The organism is Leisingera sp. JC1 (assembly GCF_001679925.1).
Lineage (GTDB): Bacteria > Pseudomonadota > Alphaproteobacteria > Rhodobacterales > Rhodobacteraceae > Leisingera.
Map to the genome: position 1 here is coordinate 1 of NZ_LYUZ01000085.1, position 24,237 is coordinate 24,237.

General features: G+C 60.0%; 19 protein-coding genes. 11 read left to right on the top strand and 8 right to left on the bottom strand.

The features are described from left to right. Positions 1–723: 723 nt before the first annotated feature. From A9D60_RS10725 to A9D60_RS10735, 3 genes are read left to right on the top strand one after another with little or no spacing between them, the layout of a single operon-like run. Positions 724–1,455: a response regulator gene (locus A9D60_RS10725; RefSeq protein WP_065267583.1), complete on the top strand. Its 732-nt coding sequence runs from the start codon at positions 724–726 to the stop codon at positions 1,453–1,455. 59 nt (positions 1,456–1,514) lie between these two features. Continuing rightward, complete coding sequence (locus A9D60_RS25475; protein WP_254656674.1) at positions 1,515–2,039, top strand: two-component system response regulator; 525 nt, start codon at positions 1,515–1,517, stop codon at positions 2,037–2,039. After that, complete coding sequence (locus A9D60_RS10735; RefSeq protein WP_065267585.1) at positions 2,011–3,102, top strand: sensor histidine kinase; 1,092 nt, start codon at positions 2,011–2,013, stop codon at positions 3,100–3,102. The genes A9D60_RS25475 and A9D60_RS10735 overlap by 29 nt, the downstream gene beginning before the upstream one ends. A 191-nt stretch (positions 3,103–3,293) precedes the next feature. Here the strand turns inward: A9D60_RS10735 and A9D60_RS10740 are convergent, their stop codons facing one another. Further along, entirely contained in the window at positions 3,294–3,908 is a 615-nt protein-coding gene (locus A9D60_RS10740) for a helix-turn-helix domain-containing protein (RefSeq protein WP_065267586.1), read from the bottom strand. A 173-nt stretch (positions 3,909–4,081) separates the two neighbouring features. Between A9D60_RS10740 and lpdA the strand changes: the two genes are divergently transcribed. The 7 genes from lpdA (at position 4,082) to A9D60_RS10775 (ending at position 13,395) form a co-directional block, all read left to right on the top strand. Beyond that, entirely contained in the window at positions 4,082–5,464 is a 1,383-nt protein-coding gene (lpdA, locus tag A9D60_RS10745) for a dihydrolipoyl dehydrogenase (protein ID WP_065267587.1), read from the top strand. Positions 5,465–5,480: 16 nt separating this feature from the next. After that, the gene (gene lipA, locus A9D60_RS10750) at positions 5,481–6,425 is read left to right on the top strand and encodes a lipoyl synthase (RefSeq protein ID WP_065267634.1); all 945 of its coding nucleotides are present in this window, start codon (positions 5,481–5,483) and stop codon (positions 6,423–6,425) included. A gap of 25 nt (positions 6,426–6,450) precedes the next feature. After that, positions 6,451–7,821, top strand: coding sequence for an alanine/glycine:cation symporter family protein (locus A9D60_RS10755; protein WP_065267588.1), 1,371 nt, complete (start codon positions 6,451–6,453; stop codon positions 7,819–7,821). Positions 7,822–7,889: 68 nt separating this feature from the next. Next, positions 7,890–8,987, top strand: coding sequence for a glycine cleavage system aminomethyltransferase GcvT (gene gcvT / locus A9D60_RS10760; protein ID WP_065267589.1), 1,098 nt, complete (start codon positions 7,890–7,892; stop codon positions 8,985–8,987). A 21-nt stretch (positions 8,988–9,008) separates the two neighbouring features. Then, complete coding sequence (gcvH, locus tag A9D60_RS10765; protein WP_065267590.1) at positions 9,009–9,374, top strand: glycine cleavage system protein GcvH; 366 nt, start codon at positions 9,009–9,011, stop codon at positions 9,372–9,374. A 61-nt stretch (positions 9,375–9,435) separates the two neighbouring features. Beyond that, positions 9,436–12,288 (top strand): aminomethyl-transferring glycine dehydrogenase, encoded by a 2,853-nt coding sequence (gcvP, locus tag A9D60_RS10770; protein WP_065267591.1) that lies wholly within the window; start codon positions 9,436–9,438, stop codon positions 12,286–12,288. A 102-nt stretch (positions 12,289–12,390) separates the two neighbouring features. After that, on the top strand, positions 12,391–13,395 hold the full coding sequence (locus A9D60_RS10775) for a helix-turn-helix domain-containing protein (protein ID WP_083194155.1): 1,005 nt from the start codon (positions 12,391–12,393) through the stop codon (positions 13,393–13,395). 70 nt (positions 13,396–13,465) lie between these two features. On the opposite strand, the gene A9D60_RS10780 is transcribed toward A9D60_RS10775, so the two are convergent. The 4 genes from A9D60_RS10780 to A9D60_RS10795 all read right to left on the bottom strand — a co-directional run bounded on the left by A9D60_RS10780 (position 13,466) and on the right by A9D60_RS10795 (position 18,083). Then, a complete protein-coding gene (locus A9D60_RS10780; RefSeq protein ID WP_065267593.1) occupies positions 13,466–14,761 on the bottom strand; it encodes an ABC transporter permease in 1,296 nt (431 codons plus the stop codon). Continuing rightward, the gene (locus tag A9D60_RS10785; RefSeq protein ID WP_065267594.1) at positions 14,758–15,678 is read right to left on the bottom strand and encodes an ABC transporter permease; all 921 of its coding nucleotides are present in this window, start codon (positions 15,676–15,678) and stop codon (positions 14,758–14,760) included. The genes A9D60_RS10780 and A9D60_RS10785 overlap by 4 nt, the downstream gene beginning before the upstream one ends. A 13-nt stretch (positions 15,679–15,691) precedes the next feature. Beyond that, positions 15,692–16,804 carry an ABC transporter ATP-binding protein gene (locus A9D60_RS10790; protein ID WP_065267595.1) on the bottom strand — a complete coding sequence of 371 codons (1,113 nt, stop codon included), beginning with the start codon at positions 16,802–16,804 and terminating at the stop codon, positions 15,692–15,694. 154 nt (positions 16,805–16,958) lie between these two features. Further along, positions 16,959–18,083 (bottom strand): extracellular solute-binding protein, encoded by a 1,125-nt coding sequence (locus tag A9D60_RS10795; protein WP_065267596.1) that lies wholly within the window; start codon positions 18,081–18,083, stop codon positions 16,959–16,961. 459 nt (positions 18,084–18,542) lie between these two features. On the opposite strand from A9D60_RS10795, the gene A9D60_RS10800 reads away from it, so the two are divergent. Next, the gene (locus tag A9D60_RS10800) at positions 18,543–20,978 is read left to right on the top strand and encodes a GcvT family protein (protein WP_065267597.1); all 2,436 of its coding nucleotides are present in this window, start codon (positions 18,543–18,545) and stop codon (positions 20,976–20,978) included. A 67-nt stretch (positions 20,979–21,045) separates the two neighbouring features. Here the strand turns inward: A9D60_RS10800 and A9D60_RS10805 are convergent, their stop codons facing one another. The 3 genes from A9D60_RS10805 to A9D60_RS10815 all read right to left on the bottom strand — a co-directional run bounded on the left by A9D60_RS10805 (position 21,046) and on the right by A9D60_RS10815 (position 24,210). Next, positions 21,046–22,311, bottom strand: a complete 1,266-nt coding sequence (locus A9D60_RS10805) for an ABC transporter permease (RefSeq protein ID WP_065267598.1) — start codon at positions 22,309–22,311, stop codon at positions 21,046–21,048. Further along, a complete protein-coding gene (locus tag A9D60_RS10810; RefSeq protein WP_065267599.1) occupies positions 22,308–23,114 on the bottom strand; it encodes a taurine ABC transporter ATP-binding protein in 807 nt (268 codons plus the stop codon). The genes A9D60_RS10805 and A9D60_RS10810 overlap by 4 nt, the downstream gene beginning before the upstream one ends. A 100-nt stretch (positions 23,115–23,214) precedes the next feature. Next, entirely contained in the window at positions 23,215–24,210 is a 996-nt protein-coding gene (locus A9D60_RS10815; protein WP_065267600.1) for a taurine ABC transporter substrate-binding protein, read from the bottom strand. Between the last annotated feature and the right edge of the window lie 27 nt (positions 24,211–24,237).

Consider the following 24,237-nt stretch of genomic DNA (forward strand, 5'->3'; position numbering starts at 1 on the left):
TAGATACTCATTCAGGTATAGCATACTGGTACACCCTCAGTAACTGTATTCTATAAAATCTTTTTTTTTTTTTTAGATGTGTATAAGAGACAGCCGCCCGCCCGGCGCCCGCAGCGGCTCCGGCCGCCGCCCCGGCCGTCAAGCCTGCGCCGWCGGCGCATGGCGAGGACGACTGGGAAGTCGAAGCCAGCCCGGTGCCTGCAGCGGCAGCCAGCAGCGGCAATGCCGCACGCGATCTCTGGCAGGACTTCTGAGAACTCACCGGAGGCGCCGCACAAAAAAACGCGGCGCCTTCAGTAACAGGAATTCCACCGCGCTGGTCAGACCTTCCAAAAGGCTGCTGCATCCCTAGGCGCCACCAAGGGACAGCATCGATCCGATCGCTTGTATCCCTCTCCTTTTGCAGAAAGGGCCCACCAGACTGTAGTCTTGAGGTAAAACACCTGTGCGCCGCTTTGCAAACGCTGCGATCTGCCGAAAGTTTTCAGCAAATTTGAAGCGGACCGTTCGTGGCAAGGCCCTATTAAAACTTCAGAAATCATTCCCGCCTTCCGTCGAATAAGCGTAAAATCCTTCTGCCTCTGCGCGCCACTTAGTTTTCTTTAATCAACTACCCTCAGATAATACCCCAATGCGTTAATGAACATGGTATACTCAACTTAAGGATGTGCACACCAGATGGTCCTGTGCTCCAAGGACCATGTCAATTCAAAGGGGTATAGAATGAGTGACAATGGTTTTTCAGAGGTGACCGCACCACCTTTTATGCAACCCGTGATTCTCAACATCCTATCAGTTGATGATGACGAGATTGACAGGCTGCGTTTGAAGAAACTGTGCCGCAAGGCCGGAATGGAGGCCGAGTTCTTTGAAGCTGCGAACCTGGACGAAATGCGGCGGCAACTGGACCAGGAACAATATGACCTCGTGTTTCTGGACCATAACCTGGGAATGGACACCGGCCTTGATGCCCTGAAGCTGCTGCTGACCCACGAAGATCAGGTGCAGGCTGTGCCGATTATGCTGACGAGTGTCACCAGCTATCAGACCGCTGTGGAGGCCATGCGGCGCGGTTGTGCGGACTACATCGTCAAAGAAGAATTGTCGGTGGACGCTCTGATCAAGTCAATTGCCTCTGCCATCGAACGGCGGGCGCTTTATGGCCAGCTGTCCAGTGCGCGGGCGTCAGAAAAGGAACTGAAGCGCATATTCCAACGCTTTATTGTCGGCTGCGGTCCCGACCTCCGGCTGCTGCTAAGCCGGACACTTGCGGGCGTCAGGGTTGTGAAATCTCAAGCCCGTCAGGACGACAGTGTTTCGCCCTCCGTTCTTGCGGATGTGACAATGCTTGAGCGCAGCTGCAAAGATCTGGTGGCATTCATGGATGATCTGGACAGCGTAATTGACGACACCCGTGAAGTGACCGCGCGCGTGTCGCCTAATCTACTGCAATAGCAGCTACTATTAGCCGAAGACTGATCCGGGGAACCGTGGCTTGATTTCAGGCTCACTCTTTGACAGCCCTAGACCATTGGAGTGACGGCAGGTTGCAATCTTCCTCTAAACTAAACCGAACGGCCCTGAACATTATCCTGGTCGAAGATGATGATGCAGATGCGAGGGCACTGCACCGGGTCTTCAAAAAGGCGAGGATTGCCAATCCAGTCATACGGTTTGCGGACGGTGCTGAAGCTTTGACCTTTCTGCGCCGAGAAAGGAACCAAGTGCACCCCCCTCACTTCCTGGCTCCGTATGATATCAAAATGCCCCCCAAGAAAGGAAATGAGCTGCGGTCGGAATTTCGTGCCAACCCGTTCCTCCATAACAACCTGTTCCTCATGTTGGCGCCCTCTGATGACGAGCGCGACATTTCTGAAGCTTATGAAAAAATGTCTCTGGCTTCATTCCGAAGCCTAAGGCTGGCGATATGTCTGCTGAACTTACGGCTACGCTCGACAATTTTTGGCGCGTTGCCGAACCACCAAAAAACTCACGTTAGAGAGGTAGCTGATGGCAGTTCTCAAAATCCTGCTCATTGACGATGACGCCGGAGACCGGAAGCTGCTACGCCGGCTTCTGACGAAAACACATCCCGGGGCCAGAATTACCGAGGCTGAAAGCGGCGAAACTGCGCTGGAACATGTCGGAAAACAAGCCGATGTGATTTTCTTGGACTATCTGCTTCCAGATGGAACCGGGCTGGACCTTATCGCACGGCTAAACAAAGCCTGGCCGCGAGCGGTGCTGTTCATGACCACGGGTCATGGTGACGAGGAGATCGCCAAAAGCGTAATTCTGGCCGGAGCCAGCGACTATATTCCCAAATCAGCTCTCAGCGCGGAAGCGCTCAATCGGATGATCGCAAACGGGCTGAAGGTTGCTGATATGCGTTGGCGGATCCAAGAGCAGCAAATCGAGTTAAGGCTGTTCTCTGATGTTCTTATTCACGACATGCGTGCACCCCTGCGGGCCATCAAGTTTCTAAGCGAACAGATCCAGGAGGAATACGAGAGCGGTGACCTTGATGAGGTTGCCAGACAGTTCGACCTGATGAAAAAATCGGTAAACAAAACGTCCGAACTGATTGAACGGCTGGCCAGCCATATCAACCCCCACAGCGAAGGGCGGGCGGAGCGCGTTACTGTTGAGAGCCTGTTTGACAGCCTGCGGGCAGTCTTGGCACAGGACCTTGCCGTATCAGGTGCCAGGCTTAGCTGGCAGTCCGGAGGATTGAGCGTGCTGTGCTTTCCACCAGATATCGTCCAGCTGCTGCAAAACCTGGTCAGCAATGCCATAAAGTACAGCGGCGGTGAGACGCCTGAAATTTCCGTAATTGCAGAACCAGCCGACCCCGGACTGATGATCTCAGTTTCTGACAATGGAATTGGAGTGCCACCGGAATACCAGGAAAAGATCTTTGAACCATTCAAACGGTTGCAGCGCGGCAGCGAACAGCCTGGCACTGGCCTCGGTCTGGCGACCTGCGCCAAAATCGCCAAGCGGCACAAAGGCCTGATTTGGTGCGACCCTCAGGTTGTTTCCGGCACAACAATCCGATTTACCGTCTGCCTGGATGCAATGGACGCCCGGGGAATCGCCTGACCGCAGCCGCTCCTCTGCGCCGTGTCCTGACGCTTCCTTCGCTTGAAAACGCCTGGGTGCTTGGACCCGACTGACGGATGCGCGTTTTCAGTACGCGAGAGCACACCGTCCTGCCTGCTTTCCATACCAGCGTCTCTCTCATTAAGCATTGGCTTCGGCAAAAACTGCACCCCGCCGAACGTCTTGAAATTTCATCCCTCCAGAGAAACCCAGAGAACTCTGGCGTCTTCCGCGCTAACAGAGACGCAGCCATGGCCCATACCGCTGTCGTAATAAACGGAATCTCCGACCCCCATCCGCAACGGCCGGTAATGCTCAGTATAGAGGATCAGTTCCCCGCTCAAAACGAACATGAACTCCTCCCCCTGGTGGCGGACCCAATTGTCGAACTCGGTCACATCACGTGCCTTGATGGTGCTGATATAGGGCACCATGCGTTTGCTGGTCAGTTCGCTGCACAATAGCTCGTGATCATAGGTCGAGGTTTCTTTGTGCTCCCCTTCGCCGGTGCGGGTAAAGTCACGGCGCCCGGTGACGCCGCTTTGACTGGACTGCACAAACAACTGCGGTGTTTCCAGTTCCAGCGTCTGCATCAGGCGGCGGATGATCTCGAAACTGGGACGGGTCTGGTTGTTCTCGATCTTGGACAAAGTGGACCTGCCAATGGCTGCTGCCTTGGCGGCTTCCTCCAATGTCAGCCCTTTTTCTTTGCGGGCTTCGCGAATCATTTTTCCTAGAACTTCGCCATCCGGGGCCTCCATGGCCTCGGGGCCCAGTCCTGTTTCTTCTGAGGGAATTGGTTCCATTTCTGCGAATTCTCCTGATCCGCAAACACTTTAGCTTTGATGTATTTCCCGGTCAAAATTTCCGTGATCGCACTTTTTGTTTGCAAAGGGGAAAAAGTTTCCTATAGGAGACGCAGCGTCGTATATGGCTGAATACGTGCCGGTCCTGAACCGCATTTCGGAGGAGAAACCACATGAGCGCATATGATCTGATCGTGATCGGAGCCGGTCCGGGCGGTTATGTCGCAGCAATCCGTGCAGCACAGCTGGGCATGAAGGTTGCCTGTGTCGAAGGCCGCGGCTCGCTGGGCGGCACATGCCTCAACGTTGGCTGCATTCCTTCCAAGGCGCTGCTGACTTCGTCCGCCAAATACGCCGAGCTGTCCCACATCGCCGCGCACGGCATTTCCGTTGAGGGCGTCAGCCTGGATTTGGGGGCGCTGATGGCCCGCAAGGACAAAATTGTTGATGACCTGACCAAGGGCATCGCCTTCCTGTTCAAGAAGAACGGCGTCGACCACATCGAAGGCTGGGCCAGTATTCCGGCGCAAGGCCAAGTAAAAGTCGGTGAAGACACCTACACTGCAAAGAACATCCTGATTGCCACCGGTTCGGAACCCACCCCCCTCCCAGGTGTGGAGATCGACGAGGTGGACGTGCTGAGCAGCACCGGAGCGCTGGCGCTTGAAGCCGCGCCAGTGCATCTGGTGGTGATCGGCGCTGGCGTGATCGGGCTTGAACTCGGTCAGGTCTGGTCACGCCTTGGTTCCAAGGTGACGGTGGTGGAATACCTTGACCGCATCCTGCCCGGCATTGATGGCGAGATCGCCAAACTGTCCCAGCGCGCTCTGAGCAAGCGCGGTCTGAAGTTCCAGCTGGGCCGCGCGCTGAAAGCTGTCGAAAAAGGCGAAAACGGCCTGACCCTGACCGTGGACCGCGTCGGTAAGGACAGCCAGGAGCAGATTGAGGCGGACAAGGTTCTGGTTGCCATCGGCCGCCGCCCGGTGACCCGCGGCCTCGGCCTGGAAGGCCTGGGGGTCTCGATCAACGCACGCGGCTTCATCGAGGTGGATGAAACCTTCCAGACCTCGGTTCCCGGTGTCTATGCCATCGGCGACTGCGTGCCCGGCCCGATGCTGGCGCACAAGGCCGAGGAAGACGGCGTTGCCTGTGCCGAGATCATGGCGGGCGAGCACGGCCATGTGGATTACAACACAGTTCCCGGCGTGGTTTACACTGACCCGGAAGTCGCTTCCGTGGGTCAGACCGAAGAGGCGCTGAAAGAAACCGGCACCCAGTACATCACTGGCAAGTTCGCCTTCATGGCGAACTCCCGTGCACGCTCCACCGGCGAAACCGATGGCGCAGTGAAGGTGCTGGCGACACCGGAGGGCAAGATCCTCGGCGCCCACATTTGCGGTGCCCATGGCGGTGACCTGATTGCGGAGTTGGTGCTGGCAATGACCAAGGGTGCCACTGTCGAAGAGGTGGCCCGCACCTGCCACGCGCACCCGGCAATGGGCGAGGCGGTGAAGGAAGCCTGCCTCGACGCGCTTGGCCGCGCCATTCACGCCTGATCCGGAGGTCCGCCAGATGACGATCCAGCTGCGCCCCCGCCATCCGGAAAAGGCCCACAAGGCCGACAGCGCCATCCCGCGCAAACCGAAGTGGATCCGTAAGAAGAAGATCGACAGCGCGGAGTACTACGAAACTCGCAAGCTGATGCGGGAGCATGATCTGGCGACCGTCTGCGAGGAGGCCGCCTGCCCCAACATCGGCGAGTGCTGGTCCAAGCGCCACGCCACCATGATGATTATGGGTGAAGTCTGCACCCGCGGCTGCTCTTTTTGTAATGTCACCACCGGCAAGCCGGACACGCTGGATGCGTTTGAGCCGGGCCGGGTTGCGGCGGCGGTCAAGAAACTGGGCCTGCGCCACGTGGTAATCACCTCTGTGGACCGGGATGATCTGGCGGACGGCGGGGCGGAGCATATCGCTCAGACCATCCGCGCCACCCGGCATCAGAACCCCGGCACCACCATCGAGGTGCTGACCCCGGATTTTCTGGGCAAGGGCGCAGCGGCCGATGCGGTATTCGAAGCCGCACCCGATGTGTTCAATCACAACCTGGAAACCGTTCCGCGCCTTTACCCGCGTGTACGCCCGGGCGCACGTTACTACACCTCGCTGCGGCTGCTGGACGACGCCAAGCGCGCAAACCCGCAGCTGTTCACCAAATCCGGCATCATGGTTGGCTTGGGCGAGACGCTGGAGGACGTTCGTCAAGTGATGGATGACCTGCGCGCGGCCCAGGTCGATTTCCTGACCGTGGGCCAGTACCTGCAACCCACCCCCAAGCATCACCCGATCGACCGTTTCTGGTCGCCGGAGGAGTTTGCACAGCTGGAACAGATCGCTCGCTCCAAGGGCTTTCTGCATGTGTCAGCGACACCGCTGACCCGCTCTTCGTTCCACGCGGATGAAGATTTTGCCGCCCTGAAAGAGGCCCGTCAGATGGCCTTGGCAAAGGGCATTTAACCTTAACGCAAGCGGGAGGAGACCCATGGAAGCGTTAAATTCAATCGTAGGAGCCGTAAACGGCGTGGTTTGGGGGCCGATGATGCTGGTCCTCATTCTCGGCGTCGGCTTCTTCCTTCAGGTCGGCCTGAAGTTCATGCCGATCCGGAAACTGGGCATGGGCTTTGGCCTGATGTTCAAGGGCCGTGAGGCCACCGGCGAAGGTCAAATCACCCCGTTCAACGCGCTGATGACCGCGCTGTCGGCCACTATCGGCACCGGCAACATCGCAGGCGTCGCCACCGCCGTGTTCCTCGGCGGTCCCGGCGCGCTGTTCTGGATGTGGATGACCGCGCTGGTCGGCATGGCCACCAAATATTCCGAAGCCGTCTGCGCGGTGAAATTCCGCGAGCGTGACGAGGAAGGCAACTACGTCGGCGGCCCGATGTACTACATCAAAAACGGTCTCGGCGCGAAATGGGCCTGGCTGGGCATTGCCTTTGCCGTGTTCGGCTCCATTGCTGCCTTCGGCATCGGGAACGGTGTGCAGGCGAACGGTGTGGCACAGGTTCTGGAAACCAACTTCGGCTTCAACACCTCTGTTACCGGCATTGTGCTAATGGTGCTGACCGGTGCCGTGATCCTGGGCGGCATTACCCGCATCGGCGCGGTCGCTGGTTTCCTTGTTCCTTTCATGGCGGTCAGCTACATCATTGCAGGCCTGATTGTTCTGGTCATCAACGCTGACGCCATCGGTACCGCATTCGGCCTGGTGTTCACCCATGCCTTCACCCCCTCGGCAGCCGAAGGCGGCTTTGCCGGTGCGGCCGTCTGGGCAGCAATCCGCTTTGGTGTGGCCCGCGGCGTGTTCTCGAACGAAGCCGGCCTGGGTTCCGCCCCGATCGCCCACGCAGCAGCCGAAACCAAAGGTCCGGTAAACCAGGGCCTGATCGCCATGCTGGGCACCTTCATCGACACCATCATCGTCTGCTCGATCACCGGTCTGGCAATCATCGCCTCCGGTGCCTGGACTTCGGGTGAATCCGGTGCGGCGCTGACCTCACTGGCGTTTGAAAACTCGCTGCCGGGCATCGGCGGCCCGCTGATCGCCATCGCGCTGTCGATCTTTGCCTTCACCACAATCCTCGGTTGGTCCTATTATGGCGAGAAGTGCATGGAGTTTCTGTTCGGTGTGAAGGTCATGCTGCCCTACCGCATCCTGTGGATCGTCGCGATCTACTTCGGTGCGACTGCCGACCTGGGCTTCATCTGGCTGCTGGCTGACACGCTGAACGCGATGATGGCCATCCCGAACCTGATCGCCCTGGCGCTGTTGAGCCCGATCGTCTTCAAGGTGACGAAAGAGTTCTTTGCCACCGGCGGCAAATCGGAAGAAGCCGGCCACGCTGCCGAGTAAGCTCTCCGGGAGGGCGCGCCCTGCGCCCTCCCTCACCCCGAAACCCTATTATTCAAAGGCTGCACAGGATGACCGACGCACCCAAACGCACCCCGCTTTATGACCTGCACGTCGAGCTTGGCGGCAAAATGGTCGACTTCGCCGGCTGGGAAATGCCGGTCCAGTATCCCATGGGCATCATGGGCGAGCACAAGCAGTGCCGTGAAAAGGCCGCGCTGTTTGATGTCTCCCACATGGGCCAGGTGATCCTGCGTGGCGACAACGTGGGCGAGAAGCTGGAAACGCTCTGCCCGCAGGCCTATGCCACCTTGAAAGAAGGCAAGGCGCGCTACGGCTTCTTCACCAACGAGGACGGCGGCATCATGGACGACCTGATCGTCTCCAACGCCGGCGACCACTACTTCGTGGTGGTGAACGCCGCCCTGCGCTACCAGGACATACCGCACATGCAGGCCAACCTGGACGGCGTCGAAGTGACCGAGATCTTCGATCGCGCGCTGGTAGCCGTGCAAGGTCCCAAGGCCGAGGACGTTGTCGGCGAACTGTGCCCTGCCGCCCGTGAGCTGAAGTTCATGGAAACCACCCTTGCCGATATCGGCGGTGTCGAATGCCGCATCTCCCGCCTGGGCTACACCGGCGAGGACGGCTACGAAATCTCGATCCCGGAAGCCGACGCGATCCGCGTGTCGAAACTGTTCCTGGCCCATGACGACTGCGAGCCCGCAGGCCTGGGCGCCCGCGACAGCCTGCGCCTGGAAGCCGGCCTCTGCCTCTATGGCAACGACATCGACCAGTCGACTTCGCCGATCGAGGCGTCGCTGTCCTGGGCGATCCAGAAGCGCCGCAAGGAAGAAGGCGGCTTCCCCGGGGCTGCCCGCATCCAGAAGGAACTGACTGAGGGCGCCGCCAAGAAACTGGTCGGCATCAAGCCCGAAGGCCGCGCCCCCGCCCGCCAGGGCGTGGAAATCCAAAGCGAAAACGGCGATACTCTGGGCGCCATCACCTCTGGCAGCTTCGGCCCCACAGTCGGCGGCCCGGTTGCCATGGGCTACGTTGCGGCAGATCAAAGCGCCGCAGGCACCAAGGTGAACCTCATCATCCGCGGCAAAGCGCAGCCGGCTGAAATCGTCGCCCTGCCCTTCGTTACTCAGAACTACAAACGCTAAGACATCATCAGGAGAGTCAACATGGCCACCTATTACTCTGAAGAGCATGAATGGATCACCGTCGAAGGTGACGTGGCAACCCTGGGCATCACCCAGCACGCCGCCGACCAGCTGGGCGAAGTTGTCTTCGTCGAGCAGCGCGAAGCGGGCGACGAGTTCGAAAAAGGCAGCGAGATCGGCGTCATCGAGTCGGTGAAGGCGGCATCCGAAATCTATGCGCCGCTGGACGGCGAAGTGCTCGAGGTGAACGAATCCCTGGCCGACAACCCCGGCGCCCTGAACGAAAGCCCGGAAGGCGACGCCTGGATCTACAAGATCAAGCTGTCGGACGCGTCGCAGCTGGACGATCTGATGGATCTGGACGGCTACAATGCCCTGATCGGCTAAGCACCCCCTCCCCGCCGGAAGCGTCCGGCGGGGTCCATTGCCCCAGACAAGGACCTCTGTAATGGCCTTTAAACTTACCGATTACGAAGCCTATGACTTCGCCAACCGGCGCCATATCGGCCCGGCTCCGACCGAGATGCGGGATATGCTGCAGGTGATCGGCTTCAAGACCCTGGACGAGCTAATCGACGCCACCGTGCCGCCCGCCATCCGCCAGAAAGAGGCGCTGGACTGGGGCCCGGCAATGACCGAGCGCGACGCCCTCTTCCACATGAAGCAGGTGGCCTCCAAGAACAAGGTGCTGACCTCGCTGATCGGCCAGGGCTACTATGGCACCACCACCCCGGCGCCGATCCTGCGCAACATCCTGGAAAACCCGGCCTGGTATACTGCCTATACTCCCTATCAGCCGGAAATTTCCCAGGGCCGTCTTGAAGCGCTCCTGAACTTCCAGACCATGGTCAGCGACCTGACCGGCCTGGATATCGCCAACGCATCGCTGCTGGACGAAGCAACCGCTGCTGCCGAAGCCATGGCAATGGCGCACCGCGGCTCACGCTCCAAGGCGAACAACGCGGCCTTCTTCGTCGACAAGAACTGTCACCCGCAGACCGTCGCCGTGATCCAGACCCGCGCCGAGCCCCTGGGCATTGACGTGGTGGTTGCCGATCCCGACGAGCTGGATCCGGGCGCGGTCTTTGGCGCGATCTTCCAGTACCCTGGCACCTATGGCCATGTGCGCGATTTCACCAAGGAAATCGAAGCCATCCACGAGCATAAGGGCATCGCCGTTGTCGCCGCCGACATTCTGGCGCTGGCGCTGCTGAAGTCGCCCGGTGAAATGGGCGCTGATATTGCCATCGGCTCCACCCAGCGTTTTGGCGTTCCGATGGGCTATGGCGGACCGCACGCCGCCTATATGGCCACCACCGACAAGCTGAAGCGCGCCATGCCCGGCCGCATCATCGGTGTGTCGGTCGACGCGCGCGGCAACAAGGCCTACCGCCTGGCGCTGCAGACCCGCGAACAGCACATCCGCCGCGAAAAGGCCAACTCCAACGTCTGCACCGCACAGGCGCTGCTGGCCGTGATCGCGTCGATGTACGCGGTCTATCACGGACCCGACGGCATCAAGGCAATCGCCCAGTCGGTGCACCGCAAGACCTCGCGCCTGGCCGCGGGCCTTGAGGAGCACGGGTTCAAGGTGCAGCCCGAAGTCTTCTTCGACACCATCACCGTCGAGGTCGGCCCGCTGCAGAAGACTGTCATGGAAGCAGCGGTGGCGCGCGGCGTGAACCTGCGCAAGATCGGCGACAGCCACATCGGCATCTCTCTGGACGAGCAGACCCGCCCGGAAACCATCGAAGCGGTCTGGGGTGCCTTCGGCATCGAGAAGAAAGACGACAGCGTCAAGAACCGCGCCTACCGCCTGCCCGACTATGCGCTGCGTGAAAGCGAGTATCTGACCCACCCGATCTTCCACAAGAACCGGGCCGAGGCAGAGATCACCCGCTACATGCGCCGCCTGGCCGACCGCGACCTGGCGCTGGACCGTGCAATGATCCCGCTGGGGTCCTGCACCATGAAGCTGAACGCGACAATCGAAATGATCCCGGTCACCTGGCCGGAATTCGGCAACCTGCACCCCTTCTGCCCGGAAGACCAGGCGCAGGGCTACCACCAGATGATCGCCGATCTGAACGACAAGCTCTGCCAAATCACCGGCTATGACGCGATCTCTCAGCAGCCGAACTCCGGTGCGCAGGGCGAATACGCGGGCCTCCTGACCATCCGCAACTACCACGCGGCTAACGGTCAGGGCCACCGCAACGTCTGCCTGATCCCGACTTCCGCACATGGCACCAACCCGGCCACCGCGCAAATGGTAGGCTACAAGGTGGTGCCCGTGAAGGCGGATGAGAAAGGCAACATTGATGTCGCCGACTTCCGCGCCAAGGCCGAGGAGCATTCCGCGAACCTGGCAGCCTGCATGATCACCTACCCGTCGACCCACGGCGTGTTCGAGGAAACCGTGCAGGAAGTCTGCCAGATCACCCATGATCACGGCGGCCAGGTCTACATCGACGGCGCCAACATGAACGCCATGGTTGGCCTTGCCCAGCCGGGCAAGATCGGCGGCGACGTTTCGCACCTGAACCTGCACAAAACCTTCTGCATTCCTCATGGCGGCGGCGGCCCCGGCATGGGTCCGATCGGCGTCAAGGCGCATCTGGCAGAGCACCTGCCAGGCCACCCGGAATACGGCACTGCAGTGGGGCCGGTTTCCGCGGCTCCGTTTGGCTCGCCCTCGATCCTGCCGGTCAGCTGGGCCTACTGCCTGCTGATGGGCGGCGCAGGCCTGACCCAGGCGACCAAGGTTGCAATCCTGAACGCCAACTACATCGCAGCCCGCCTCAAGGATGCCTACAAGATCCTCTACACCTCGGAAACGGGCCGTGTGGCGCATGAATGCATCCTGGACACCCGCCCGCTGGACGAGGAAGGCCACGTTACCGTGGACGACATCGCCAAGCGTCTGGTCGACTCGGGCTTCCATGCGCCCACCATGTCCTGGCCAGTGGCCGGCACGCTGATGGTGGAGCCGACCGAGTCCGAGCCGAAGGACGAGCTGGACCGTTTCTGCGATGCCATGCTGTCGATCCGTCAGGAGGCACAGGACATCATCGACGGCAAGATCGATCCCCAGAACAACCCGCTCAAGCACGCACCGCACACGGTGCGCGACCTGGTCGGCGAGTGGGACCGTCCCTACAGCCGCGAGCAGGCCTGCTTCCCGCCCGGCAACCTGGGTGTCGACAAATACTGGCCGGTGGTGAACCGGGTGGACAACGCCTATGGCGACCGCCACCTGGTCTGCACCTGCCCGCCGATGTCGGACTACGAAGAAGAGTAAGCCTGCCCGTCAGGCCTCCTGCCCCGCCGGTTCCGCCGGCGGGGCATCCCGCAGCCTTTTTACACTGCTGCATCCCCGCATGACCGCTCAGAGGAGAGAATGATGTCCCGTCTCGAACCGCTGACCGTGCCAGCGTCCCGGCAAAGTGCTGACAGCGCGGCACAGGCCCGCTTCCACGATGTCGAAATCATTCTGCCGCAGCCCGATGCGCCCGCCGCAGCCCAGATGATCTGCGAAGTCTTCCGCGCCGCCAATGACCTGTTTCCCGACAGCGGCTACCGGACTGCCGTGCGTAATCTGGCATCGCAGATGCGCTCTGTGCCGGAAGGCTGGAAGCCGCAGACTGTTATTTTCCTCGGCGGCATCTCCAGCCGCTGGCCGCTGAACTCCGGCGAGAAAGCCAGCCTGCAGCGGATCTGCCGCCAGGCGCAGCGCTGCTTGTTTGCCGGCAGTGCAATTTTCCTCTTGCCCGAAACCGGCCTCAACGCCGCGACCGAGACCGCCGTGCACGCAAATTTTGCCGCCGCCGCGGAAGAGGAGCAGATGATCTGCGCGCCCGCTGGCACCTTGACAACCACCTCAGGCCGCATCAGCACTGCTGTCAGCAGCTTCGCGGCACTGCGTTTACTGGCCGGTTTCCTGCGCGCTGACCGCGGTGCTTTCATAGCTGATGCAATCTGCGACTACCTGGGCCTTGCCTTCGGCCCGGCCTCAGAACAATCCAAGGTCTCCTTGCAACTGCGTCAGACCGCCGGCGGGGACGCGCTCGTGGTCAAAATCCTCGACCTGATGCAGCAAAACCTGGAAGAACCGCTGCTTATCCGCGACATAGCCCAGCAGGCCGGGGTTTCTCCACGCAAACTGGAGCGCCGGTTCCAGCAAAAGGCGCAGACCAGCCCGCTGACAGCTTACCGCAAATTGCGGATCGAGAAGGCCCGCCAGTTGCTCTTGCACACCACCCTGCCGCTGGCAGAGATCGTCGCCGCCACCGGCTTTGGCTCCCGCAGCAGCCTGACCGAATGGTTCAAGCGCGAGTACAAGACCAGCCCGCAGGCGTTCCGCAAACAATATTATGCCGACCGGCATCCAGCAGGCTCGCTGGCCTGACCGCAGCGGGCTGCGGCCATGACAAAGGCGGCCCCCAGGGGCCGCCTTTTAAGGTTCAAAGCGGTGCGGTTCAGTTGCCGGAACCGCTGTCCCCGCCGTCACCTGACAAAGCGTTTGGATCAAAGACATTGCCAAACCCTGAGCTGTTGCCCTGCGGCTCCTGCTCTGCCTCTGGCTCCGCCTCTCCGTCGCCCGACAAGCTGTCCGGAGCAAACACGCCGCCAAAGCCGGAGTTGTTGCCGGAGCCGGTGGAAGGCGCGGTCTGTGACGGAGCGGCCTCGCCTTGCTCTTCCAGCTGCTGCTGGCGGCGCAGTTCACGCTGGCGGCGCAGTTCCTTGATGCGCTCTTCCGTCTCCAGGCGCTTCTGCTCCTGCACGTTGGCAATACACTGCTGCGGGCTGTAGACCGTCGCGGTGCCAACCACCGCCACCGTTGCACAGGCCACAACCACCAGCGCCACCGCCGCCGCATTGGAGCTGAGGAAACCCGGCAGCTGCAGCTTGCCGCTTTCCAGCTCTTCCACGGTTGCCTTCTTGCGTGCCTCGGCGACCAGCTGCTTGCGGCGGATGCTGGCCTCATTGAAGAGCGCCGCAAACACCGTCAGCACCACGATGATAAAGGCCAGGGCCGAAATCGCCGGGGTGATGCCGTAACGCACCTTCTGCGCCAGCTCGATGGTCAGCGTCGGATATTCGCCAAAGGTGAATGTGGTGGTGTTGTAGTTCTCGAAGCTTGCGAGAAACGCCAGCACCGCAGCGGAGGCAATCGCAGGCCGCATGAACGGCAGCAGAACCTTGCGGAAGGCCTGGGCATGGGTCGCGCCCAGATCCAGCGCCGCCTCTGTCAGCGCGATATCATAACGCTGCAGACGTGCCACCAGCACCAGCATGCAGTAGCTGGCGATGAAGGTGGACTGGCCGATGATGGTCAGGAACAGCCCGTTCGACAAAAAGCTGTCAGCGCCAAGCCCCAGCATCCGATTGATCCGGTCCCAGAACACCAGGGTCGAGATGCCCAGCACCACGCCAGGAATCAGGATCGGTGCAATGATGACAGTGTAGTAGGTCGCCCGCAGCTTGGGCCAGATCTGGGTGAGCATAAGCGCCCCCGCCAGCCCCATCGCCACCGACAGCACAACCGTGCCTGCGCCCACTAGGATCGAGTTCCAGATACCGTTCAAAATCCGCTCGTCCTGAAACAGGGCCGAGAACCATTCAAACGTCAGGCATTCCCAAGGGGTCATCCGCGGGAACGACGGCGAGTTGAAGGCGGTTGCCGACATGATCACCAGCGGCCCCAGCAGATAGGCAAAGAAGATCGCCAGATAGACCCAAAGGCTCAGGCGCATAAAGGTGAAGTTCTTCATTTGCCGATATCCCCCATGTTCACCTTGAACAGGCGCATGACGGCCAGAACAAGCAGGATACAGGTGACCAGCAGCACCACCGCATAGGCAGCCCCCTGCGGCCAGTCGGAGTTGTCATTGAACTGCTGATAGATCAGCTGCGTGAACCACAAGGAAGATGGCCCGCCCAGGATTTGCGGCGCCGCCAGAGCGCCGGCCGACAGCATGAACACCATAGTGCAGCCTGAGGAGATGCCCGGCTTGGCATAGGGGATGACCACACGCCGGTGGATCATCGTCCAGCTTGCCCCCATGTCGCGGGCTGCTTCAATCTGGTTGCGGTCCAGGCTCTCGATCACATTGTAGATCGGGAAAATCATCAGCAGGATGTAGGCATACCCAAGCCCCGCATAGAGTGCGATGTCGTTGCGGATGAAATCGAAGGGCGTGTCGAAAACCCCCAGCCCCACCAGCATGTTGTTCAGCACCCCGGTTTCGCCGAAAATGATCCGCAGTGCAAAGGCCCGCAAGATCTCGTTGATCCAGTAGGGAATGATCAGCATCAGTGCAAAAATGCGGATATGGTTGCCCTTGGTCTGAGCCAGGTAATAGGCGATCGGGTAGCACAGGATCAGGTTGAAGATGGTTACGCAGACTGCCGCTACCAGAGTGCGGAAGAACACCCTCAGGTCGACCGCGTTGTAGTCCTGGCTGCCGCCTTCCGGGCCATAGATCAGGTATTTGTAGTTCTCCAGCGTATAGACGTCTTTGGGCCCGCCAATCTCTGGCGGCGGCAGGTTGGGCCGGAACGAGAAATCGAGCATCGACAGCTGCGGCAGGATGATGAGGCCGATGGTCCAGAACAGGACCAGCCCAAGCATCAGGCTGCCCATGCCGGTGCCGTTGCGTTTGAAAAACTCCCTCAGGAAGCTTGGCATGGCTAAAGCCTCCTTATTCCGCGGCCAGCTCACCAGCCGGAACACAGACGGCGTTTTTCGTCTCGTATTCCAGGGTGATGTTCTGGCCGGTATGATCGTCAAACGACTGGCCGAGGTTGGGAATGGAGACCTTCAGCTCCTTGCCGCCCTCGCCCTCCATGAAGATGTTGAAAACGTTGCCCTCGAATTCCTCATGGTTGACCTTGGCGGTTACGAAATGGTCGCCTGAGGCCCCTTGCGGCGCCAATGCAAAGGCCTCGGGGCGGATGAACATCATCGCCTCGTCGCCTTCCTTCATCCTGCCCTGGTTGGCGGTGGAGATCCGCGCCACCAGTTCGCCGGAGCGGTTGGTTGCAATCAGAGCTTCATTGCCCATAATACGCTTGACCTTGCCGCGGAAGACATTGTTTTCGCCCACGAAAGACGCGGCAAAAGCAGTCGAAGGGTCGTTGTAGATGGTCTTACCGTCAGCGATCTGGTCGATCACGCCCGCCTTCATCACGGCGATATTGTCGGACATGGTCAGCGCCTCGCCCTGGTCGTGGGTGATGTAGATGAAAGTGATGCCGACCCGTTGCTGGATTTCACGCAGCTCGGTGCGCATGTGCTGGCGCAGCTTGAGGTCCAAGGCCGACAGCGGCTCATCAAGCAGCAGCACATCCGGCTCTGCGCAGAGGGCGCGCGCAATTGCCACCCGCTGGCGCTGGCCGCCCGACAGTTCCGACGGCAGCTTGTCGCCCTGCCCCGGCAGCGCGATCATGTCCAAGAGCTCATCCGCGCGCTTGCGGCGTTCCTTTGCCGAGGCGCCCTTGATCTCCATGGAAAAGGTGATGTTTTCCCAGATCTTCATCAACGGGAACAGCGCCAGGTTCTGAAAAATCAGCGCGGTCGGGCGTTTATTCGGTCCGATCCCCTTCATGTCGTTGCCGCCGATCAGCACACGCCCGTCGCTTGGGTCCAGAAAGCCTGAGACAGCGCGCAGGATCGTCGTCTTGCCGCAGCCCGATGGCCCTAGGAAGGAAAAGAAATCCCCCCCATTGATGTTCACATTGGCATCTCGCACGGCGACAAAGTCACCGAAGCGGATCCAGAGGTTCTCGAGATCAACGCCGACCCCAGCACTCATTTGGCTTCTCCCCAGGGTACAGGCCCCCAATCCGGTGGCGCACCACCGGCCCCGCTAGGCCTGCTTCCTGTTTCTATTCTTTTGTGATTGCGCCGTGCGGCACGCGGCTGACCCCCGGAGAAGCTCCGGGGGTCAAATATTTCAGGCGCAGTTGTTACGCGCTCTTGAACTTGTTGACGAACTCGGTGCGCACATCGGCATACCAGGGCGCCTCTGCCGGCCAGGGGTTCAGGTTGGCCAGCGAGTTGCCCGGATAGGCCTCGGCAAAGTTCTTCTTGTAGACATCGCCGGAGAAACCGTCGGCACCCAGTACCGGCGAGTTGTAGCCGTGGCTGTCGATTGCCTTGCCTGCAGGCTCCTGCTCGTAAGCATAAGAGATGAAGGCATAGACCTGCTCTTCGTTTTGCGCGCCTACCGGCATCGAAATGCCGTCGACCCAGGCCATCGCACCTTCGACCGGTGCCTGATAGTGCACCGGCTCGCCTGCGGATTTCAGCGCCAGCGGCGGGCCGTCCCAGGTCTGGCCGACCACCACGCCTTCGTTCAGCAGGCCGTTCTTCTGAGTATCGGCATCGTTCCAGATCAGCTTGATCCGGTCCTTGCGCGCCACGCACCAGTCAGTGACCTGGCCCCAGACCTTGCGCATGGTTTCCTCATCGTCGTAGGCAGCCCAGATCGAACCCGGCTCCATCTCGCCAGAGGCTTCCATATAGAGGCCAGCACCCAGCATCATCGAATGCGCGCGGCCCATGGTCTTGCCTGCGTTCTCTTCCGACCAGACATCGCCGTAGGAGGGAGCGTCGCCAGCCGGCAGCCAAAGGTCTGTACGATAGGCAATGCCCTCTGTGCCCCAGATGTGCGGCAGCCAATGCACGCCGCCGCCGCCAAAGTTCCAGGCATCGGTGCCGATTTTAGCCATCGCAGGGTTGACCGCGTCAATGTTGACCTTGCTCATGTCGAACGGCTTCAGCAGTTCCAGCGGCCCCCACTGCAGCGAGCGGTTGTTGGTCGGCGAAACAATATCGAAGCCCTGGCCCTTCGTGGCCTTCATCTTGTTGATGATTTCTTCGTTCGACCCGATGCCCGTGTAGTTCACCTTAATGCCCGTCTTGGCCTCAAAACCGGAAATAAATTCCGGCGGCAGGTAGTCCGACCACATCAGGATGTTGATTTCGCCCGAAGACGCCAGCGCGCTTTTCGAATAAAGCGGGGCTGCCAGGGCGGCCGCGCCAGCACTTTTCAGAATGCTCCGCCGCGTCAGTTTACCAGTGTTTGTCATTGATCCAATTCTCCCTTTGGACTGTTAATTGTTGTTCTTGTTGTTTCAACGGTGAAACCTTGCGAAGGCTTGCCCGCCTCCAACAGTGACAGTTTTCAAAAACGATAAGACCAGATCACCCATCAATTTTCGCAACATGGTGCCAGTTTTGGCACGATTTGAGAACACCCGCGACATAGACGCGATGAGAAACTATCTCTGTAGTAGCACTGTGCGCGCCGCGGGGCGGGCCGTCAACGCTCCTGCGACTTAGGCCGGCAGAAAGCTGTATCATCCCGGCAGGTAAAAACATCGTGACACAGCTGGGCGTTTACGGAATGCCTCACTGGCAGAGGCGCAGCCGTACTTTTCTAGTTCGCTCAATTCCGCATTCGTTTTTCTGCGAATGCCGGACCGTTCCCTTGCCGCCGCCGCCGTCCTGCGGCCTAGTCGGTACGATACTGTTGGGAGGCCCATTTCGTGAAATCGCGCACCAAGGTTGTGGTGATCGGCGGCGGCATTGCTGGCTGCTCCACCCTCTACCACCTCACCCAGGAAGGCTGGAGCGACGTCGTTTTGGTCGAACGCAACGAATTGACCAGCGGCACAACTTGGCACTCGGCAGCGCAAGTAACGAATTTCGGCATGAACCAAACGATGGTTGGCCTGAAAAGCCACTCCATATCGCTCTACAAGAAACTAGCGGATAACCCTGAGTACCCGATCAATTACCACCATGGCGACGGCGGCATCCGCCTTGCCAACACCACCGAACAGATGCATGGCTATCGCCACTTTGCCTCGATGGCCCGCGGCATGGATGTGCACTTCGAAGTGATTGATGCTGAGGAATGCGCCCGTCGCCACCCGCTGATTTCAACCGAGAATCTGGTGGGCGGGTTGTGGGACCCGCTGGATGGCGACATCGACCCGGCGCAGCTTTGCCAGGCGTTGGCCTATCACGCACGCAAGGCCGGAGCCGGGGTTTACCGCAACACGCCGGTCACTGCCTTCACCCAGCACAAGGACGACACCTGGACCGTTCACACGGAACACGGCGATATCGACTGCGATATCGTGGTGAACGCCTGCGGCTACCGGGTTAATGAGGTGGGTGCGATGATGGGGGTCCACCACCCTGTCGCCTCGATGGAGCATCAGTATTTTCTGACCGAAGACATCCCCGGCATCATTGAGGCCGACCGTCGTATGCCTTTGATCCGCTGCCCGATTTCTGACTATTACTGCCGCCAGGAAAAAAACGGCCTGCTGATTGGCTTCTACGAGCAGGACTGCAAGACTTGGGGCCTGGACGGGATTGACCCGAATTTCGTAAATGCCCTATGCCCCGATGATCTGGAGCGGGTTATGGACGTGCTGGAAGGCGCGTTTGAGAGGATGCCCGCGTTGCGTGAAACCGGCATCCGCTCCATCGTCAACGGCCCGATCACATATACTATCGACGGTGCGCCGCTGATCGGCCCGATCCCGGGCAAGCGCAACGCCTTCTGCGCCATTGGCCTGCGCGCGGGCCTGGGCGAAGGCGGCGGCCATGGCTGGCTCTTGGCGCAGATGATCGTTCAAGGCGAGGCCTGCTATGATACCTGGTGTCTGGACCCGCGCCGCTTCACTGGCCACGCCAATGTGGAGCTGACCGCCTTGAAGGCCATCGAGGATTACCAGAACGAATTCCGTTTCCATTTCCCGCATGAGCATCGCCCGGCGGGGCGCCCTGCCAAGACCACTCCGCTTACGCCCGTGATGGCAGCCGAGGGCGCTGAATTCACTGTGGTGAACGGTTGGGAGCGGGTAGATTACATCAAGCCAGCGCCGGACTTCCACCCGACGCTCAGCTTCAACTTCGACGAAACCTTCAATGTAGTCGCTGCGGAAGTAAGGAACGTGCAAGAGAACGTGGGGCTAGCCGAGATCAACGGCTTCAGCCGGTTCGAAATCACCGGCACCGACCGCCACAGCTTCCTCAAGCGCATGTTCTGCGGCACTGTCCCCAAACGCGCGGGCCGGGTTGGCCTCGGCTACCTCCTGAACCACCACGGCATGGTCAAGGGTGAGGCTACGGTGGCCAACTTGCCCGCATCCGACCGCGGGCCGGAGCGGGTTTGGTACGGCTCCGCCGCGGCCAGTGAATTCCACAACTTGGACTGGCTTATTCAGCACATCCGGCCTGGAGAAGACGTGCAGATCCGCTCCCTCACCGATGACCAGACCATCCTGGTTCTGGCCGGCCCGCGGGCGCGGGAGGTGCTCACCGCCTGCGCGCGGGGAGACTGGTCCCGTGACGCATTTCCCTGGCTGTCAGTGCGCGAATGCTTCATCGGCTTTGCCCCTGCCACAGTGATGGCCGTCAGCTTCTCCGGCGAGCTGGCCTATGAAATTCATATCCCCAATGCGTCGCTCTACGCCGCATACCTGGCACTGCGGAAAGCCGGGGAAGAACACGGCCTCAAACTTTTTGGCGCCCGCGCGATTGAGTCGATGCGGATGGAAAAAGGCTTTCTCCACTGGAAAGCCGATCTGATTACCGAGTTCACCCCGTTTGAGACCGGTTTGGACCGGTTCGTAAAGCTGGAGAAGGGTGATTTTATCGGCAGGGAGGCTCTACTGAAACGCCAATCCGAAGGTCCGCGCAAAAAGCTGGTCACCCTGAAGGTAGACGCCACCCACGCCCCGGCCCATGGCGGCGCCTCGCTGATGCAGGGGAACAAGGTTGTAGGCACCGTCACCTCCGGCGGCTGGGGGCACCGGTTGGATATGAACCTTGCTTATGCGTTTATGGAGCCGGAACTGGCCAAAATCGGCAGCAGCATGCAGCTAGACCTTTGCGGAGATCTGGTCCCTGTAAAAGTGATCGCCCCGTCGCCTTACGATCCAGGCTTTGACCGCCTCCGCGGCTGATCCTTTCCTGAACAGCAAAACGCCCGGGGAACGCCCCGGGCGTTTTCTTTGCGTAGCTGCTCTCAGATCAGCTGCGGCCTTTCCAGGGCACCAGCCAGTTCTCTGCCTTTCGCATCAGAATATCGATGCCGTAGCCGATGATGCCGATCAACACGATGCCCATGATCACTATGTCAGTCAGCTGGAACTTGGAGGCCGCGATGATCATCATGCCAGCGCCCTTTTGCGCCGCGACCAGTTCCGCGGCCACAACCGTGCCCCAGCAAACCCCCATCGCCACCCGCGCGCCGGTGAAAATCTCGGGAAGGGAGTTCGGGACGATCACATGACGCATGATCTGCCATTTGGAGGCGCCCAGCGAATAAGCCGCGTGGATTTTTGAGATGTTCACGCCCGAAACCCCGGCACGCGCCGCAATGGTCATGATCCAGAGCGCCGCAAGGAACAGCAGAACGATCTTGCCAGTCTCCCAGATGCCAAACCAGATGATGACCAGCGGGATCAGCGCCAAAGGCGGCACCGGACGCATGAACTCGACAATCGGATCGAACCAGCCTCGGAACCAGCCGCTGAGCCCCATCGCATAGCCGAGCGGAATTCCGACGATGGCACCGGTTACAAAGCCCGCTACAACCCGCAAAAGCGACCAGCCGAGGTGCTGCCACAGCGAGAAGTTCTGATAGCCCTCACTGGCAATCTCAAAGAATCTCGACACCACGGTTTCCGGGGCCGGCAGCCAGATCGGGTTCATCTGCATGCCGCTGTCCGGGGTAAAGCTGATTGCGCCCTTTCCGGTCAGCGTCACGGTGCCGTCACCGGTATCTACCGCACCGCCAATCGCAATCGGCTCACCATTGATCGCCACGATCTTTGCGCCGTCCCGGCGTTTGGCCTCGTCATTCTTGTCAAACAGCAGCGTGGTTGAACGCCCCGCCTGGGCCGCCAGCGCATCATTCGAGGCAAAGCCGCTGCCACCCTCGACTTCGAAATTCTGGACATCCTCACCAAACCCGAAGACCCGCACGGTGACCTCCGCATCATCCGTGGCGCCATCCGTGTTTTCCAACGTGTAAGTGAATACAGTTTCACCGGTGAATGGCCCAGGGACGTGGATCGGGAAAAGCTTGGAGCCGGTAAACGCAGCCCAGATAACGAAAATCACCAGAACCGAGATGATCGAAGCCGCCCGGTCCGGAGTAACCGCGCTTTCGTCACCGAAAGTCACGGTCTTGAGACTGGTGAAGTCCTGCCGCGATTGCATCCCCTTGCGGATCAATTGCACCAGAAAGAAGGCGCCGGCAAACAGCGCGATGTAGAAAAGAAGTACACTCATGCCACCTGCTCCGTACGGCCCATGATTTCTTCTTCCATCTCCCAGATCATCGACAGGATCTCATCCCGGGTCTCAGCAAAGCCTTCGGATTTCTTGACGTCGCGCAGGTCTGCATTCACGCCGCGCTCGGCAAAGGGCAGGTTGTATTCGCGGTGGATGCGGCCGGGCCGGGGTGCCATCACAATCAGCCGCTCGCCCAGCAGCAGTGCTTCCTCAACCGAATGGGTGATCAGGATGATGGTCTTGCCGGTTTCCTTCCACAGCTTCAGAACGAGCCCCTGCATCTTCTCACGTGTCAGCGCATCGAGCGCACCCAAAGGCTCGTCCATCAGGATCACATCCGGCTCATTCGCTAGGCAGCGCGCCAGCGCCACCCGCTGCTGCATGCCGCCGGACAGCTCATAAACAGCCTTTTCCTTGAAATCCTGCAGCCCGACGATTTCCAGCAGGTGGTCTGAGATCTTCTCCCGCTCCGCCCTGCTCATGCCCTTCATCCGGGGGCCGAATTCGACATTGTCGCGCACATTCATCCATTCGAACAGCGCACCTTTCTGGAACACCATACCACGCTCGGCGTCGGGGCCGGTCACCACGTGGCCGTTCAGTTCCACCTCGCCTTCTGTGGGGGCCAGGAACCCGGCCAGAATATTCAGCAGCGTGGTTTTACCGCAGCCAGACGGCCCCAGCACCGACAGCAGTTCTCCCGCCTGCAAGTTCAACGAAACGTCTTTAAGCGCCTGAACCGAACTGCCGTTGGGCAGGTCAAAACGCATGGAGACACTTTTGATGTCCAATCCCGACATCTCTTCCCCTTCCTGTTAGCGCCAGTTTGCAGACGGCCTGCAAATGCGGATACGGGCGGCCCGGGGTCCGGGCCGTCCGCCATAGCCAAATTGTGACGGCTCAGTTCAGCGCTGCTTCCAGCGGTCCGCTGTCCACGGCACCGTCATAGGAATCCAGCGCCGCCTCGATGCTGCCCGCATTCACGAACACATCAGCTACGCCCTTCATGAAGCTCTGCGCGCCGCCGCCCAGCCACTTTTCGGACAGCTGATCCTCAGCCGAGGGGAAGCTGAAGGTTGCGATGGTAGCTTCAGCATCAGCCAAATCCATGCCTGCGTCCTTGGCGATCACCGGCAGCATTTCATCCTTGTGGTCACCCGAGTTCCACATTGCATTGGCATCTGCAGTCACCTTCAGGAACTTGCTGAGAAGAGCGCCTTCATCCGCAATGAAACCTGCTGGCGCGCTGGTTACGTCAAACACCAGAATGCCCAGTTCTTCCTTTTCAGCGCCAGTCAGCAGAACATTGCCATGCTCCACCATCCGCCGCAGCGCACCGCCCCAGCCGCAGACCATGTCCAGATTGCCCTGGGCAAAAGCCGCTGCGCCATCGGCAGGCGCCATGTCGACGATTTCCATCGAGCCAACATCAACACCGAAGTGTGCCATCTGCGACAGGAATCCGTAATGCGCGGCTGTTCCGATCGGCACGCCGACTTTCTTACCGTTCAGTTCGCCTGCGTTATCCTTGTCGATCTCCAGAGCCTCAGCCACCACGCAGTTGTCGTTGTCGGAGTAACTTACAGCCACATCCACGGTCTGGATGTCTTGCCCGGCGGAGGTCGCAACCACAAACGGCGGCACGCCCTGGCTTACGGCAATCTGCACGTCGCCAGAGGCCATGGCAGCAGACATTGCGGTACCGGTGTCAAAGGAGACCCAGTTGATCTTGACACCCATCTCTTCTTCATATGTGCCATTTGCCTTGGCGAACTGGAACGGCATCGGCCACTCCAGGAAATACGCCACGGTGATCTCTTCAAGGGCCGAGGCCTGTGTTGCGGAAACCGCCGCAGCGGCTGCACAGGCTGTTGAAAGCAGATACTTTTTGATCATATTAATCGTTCTCCCAGTTGTCACGCC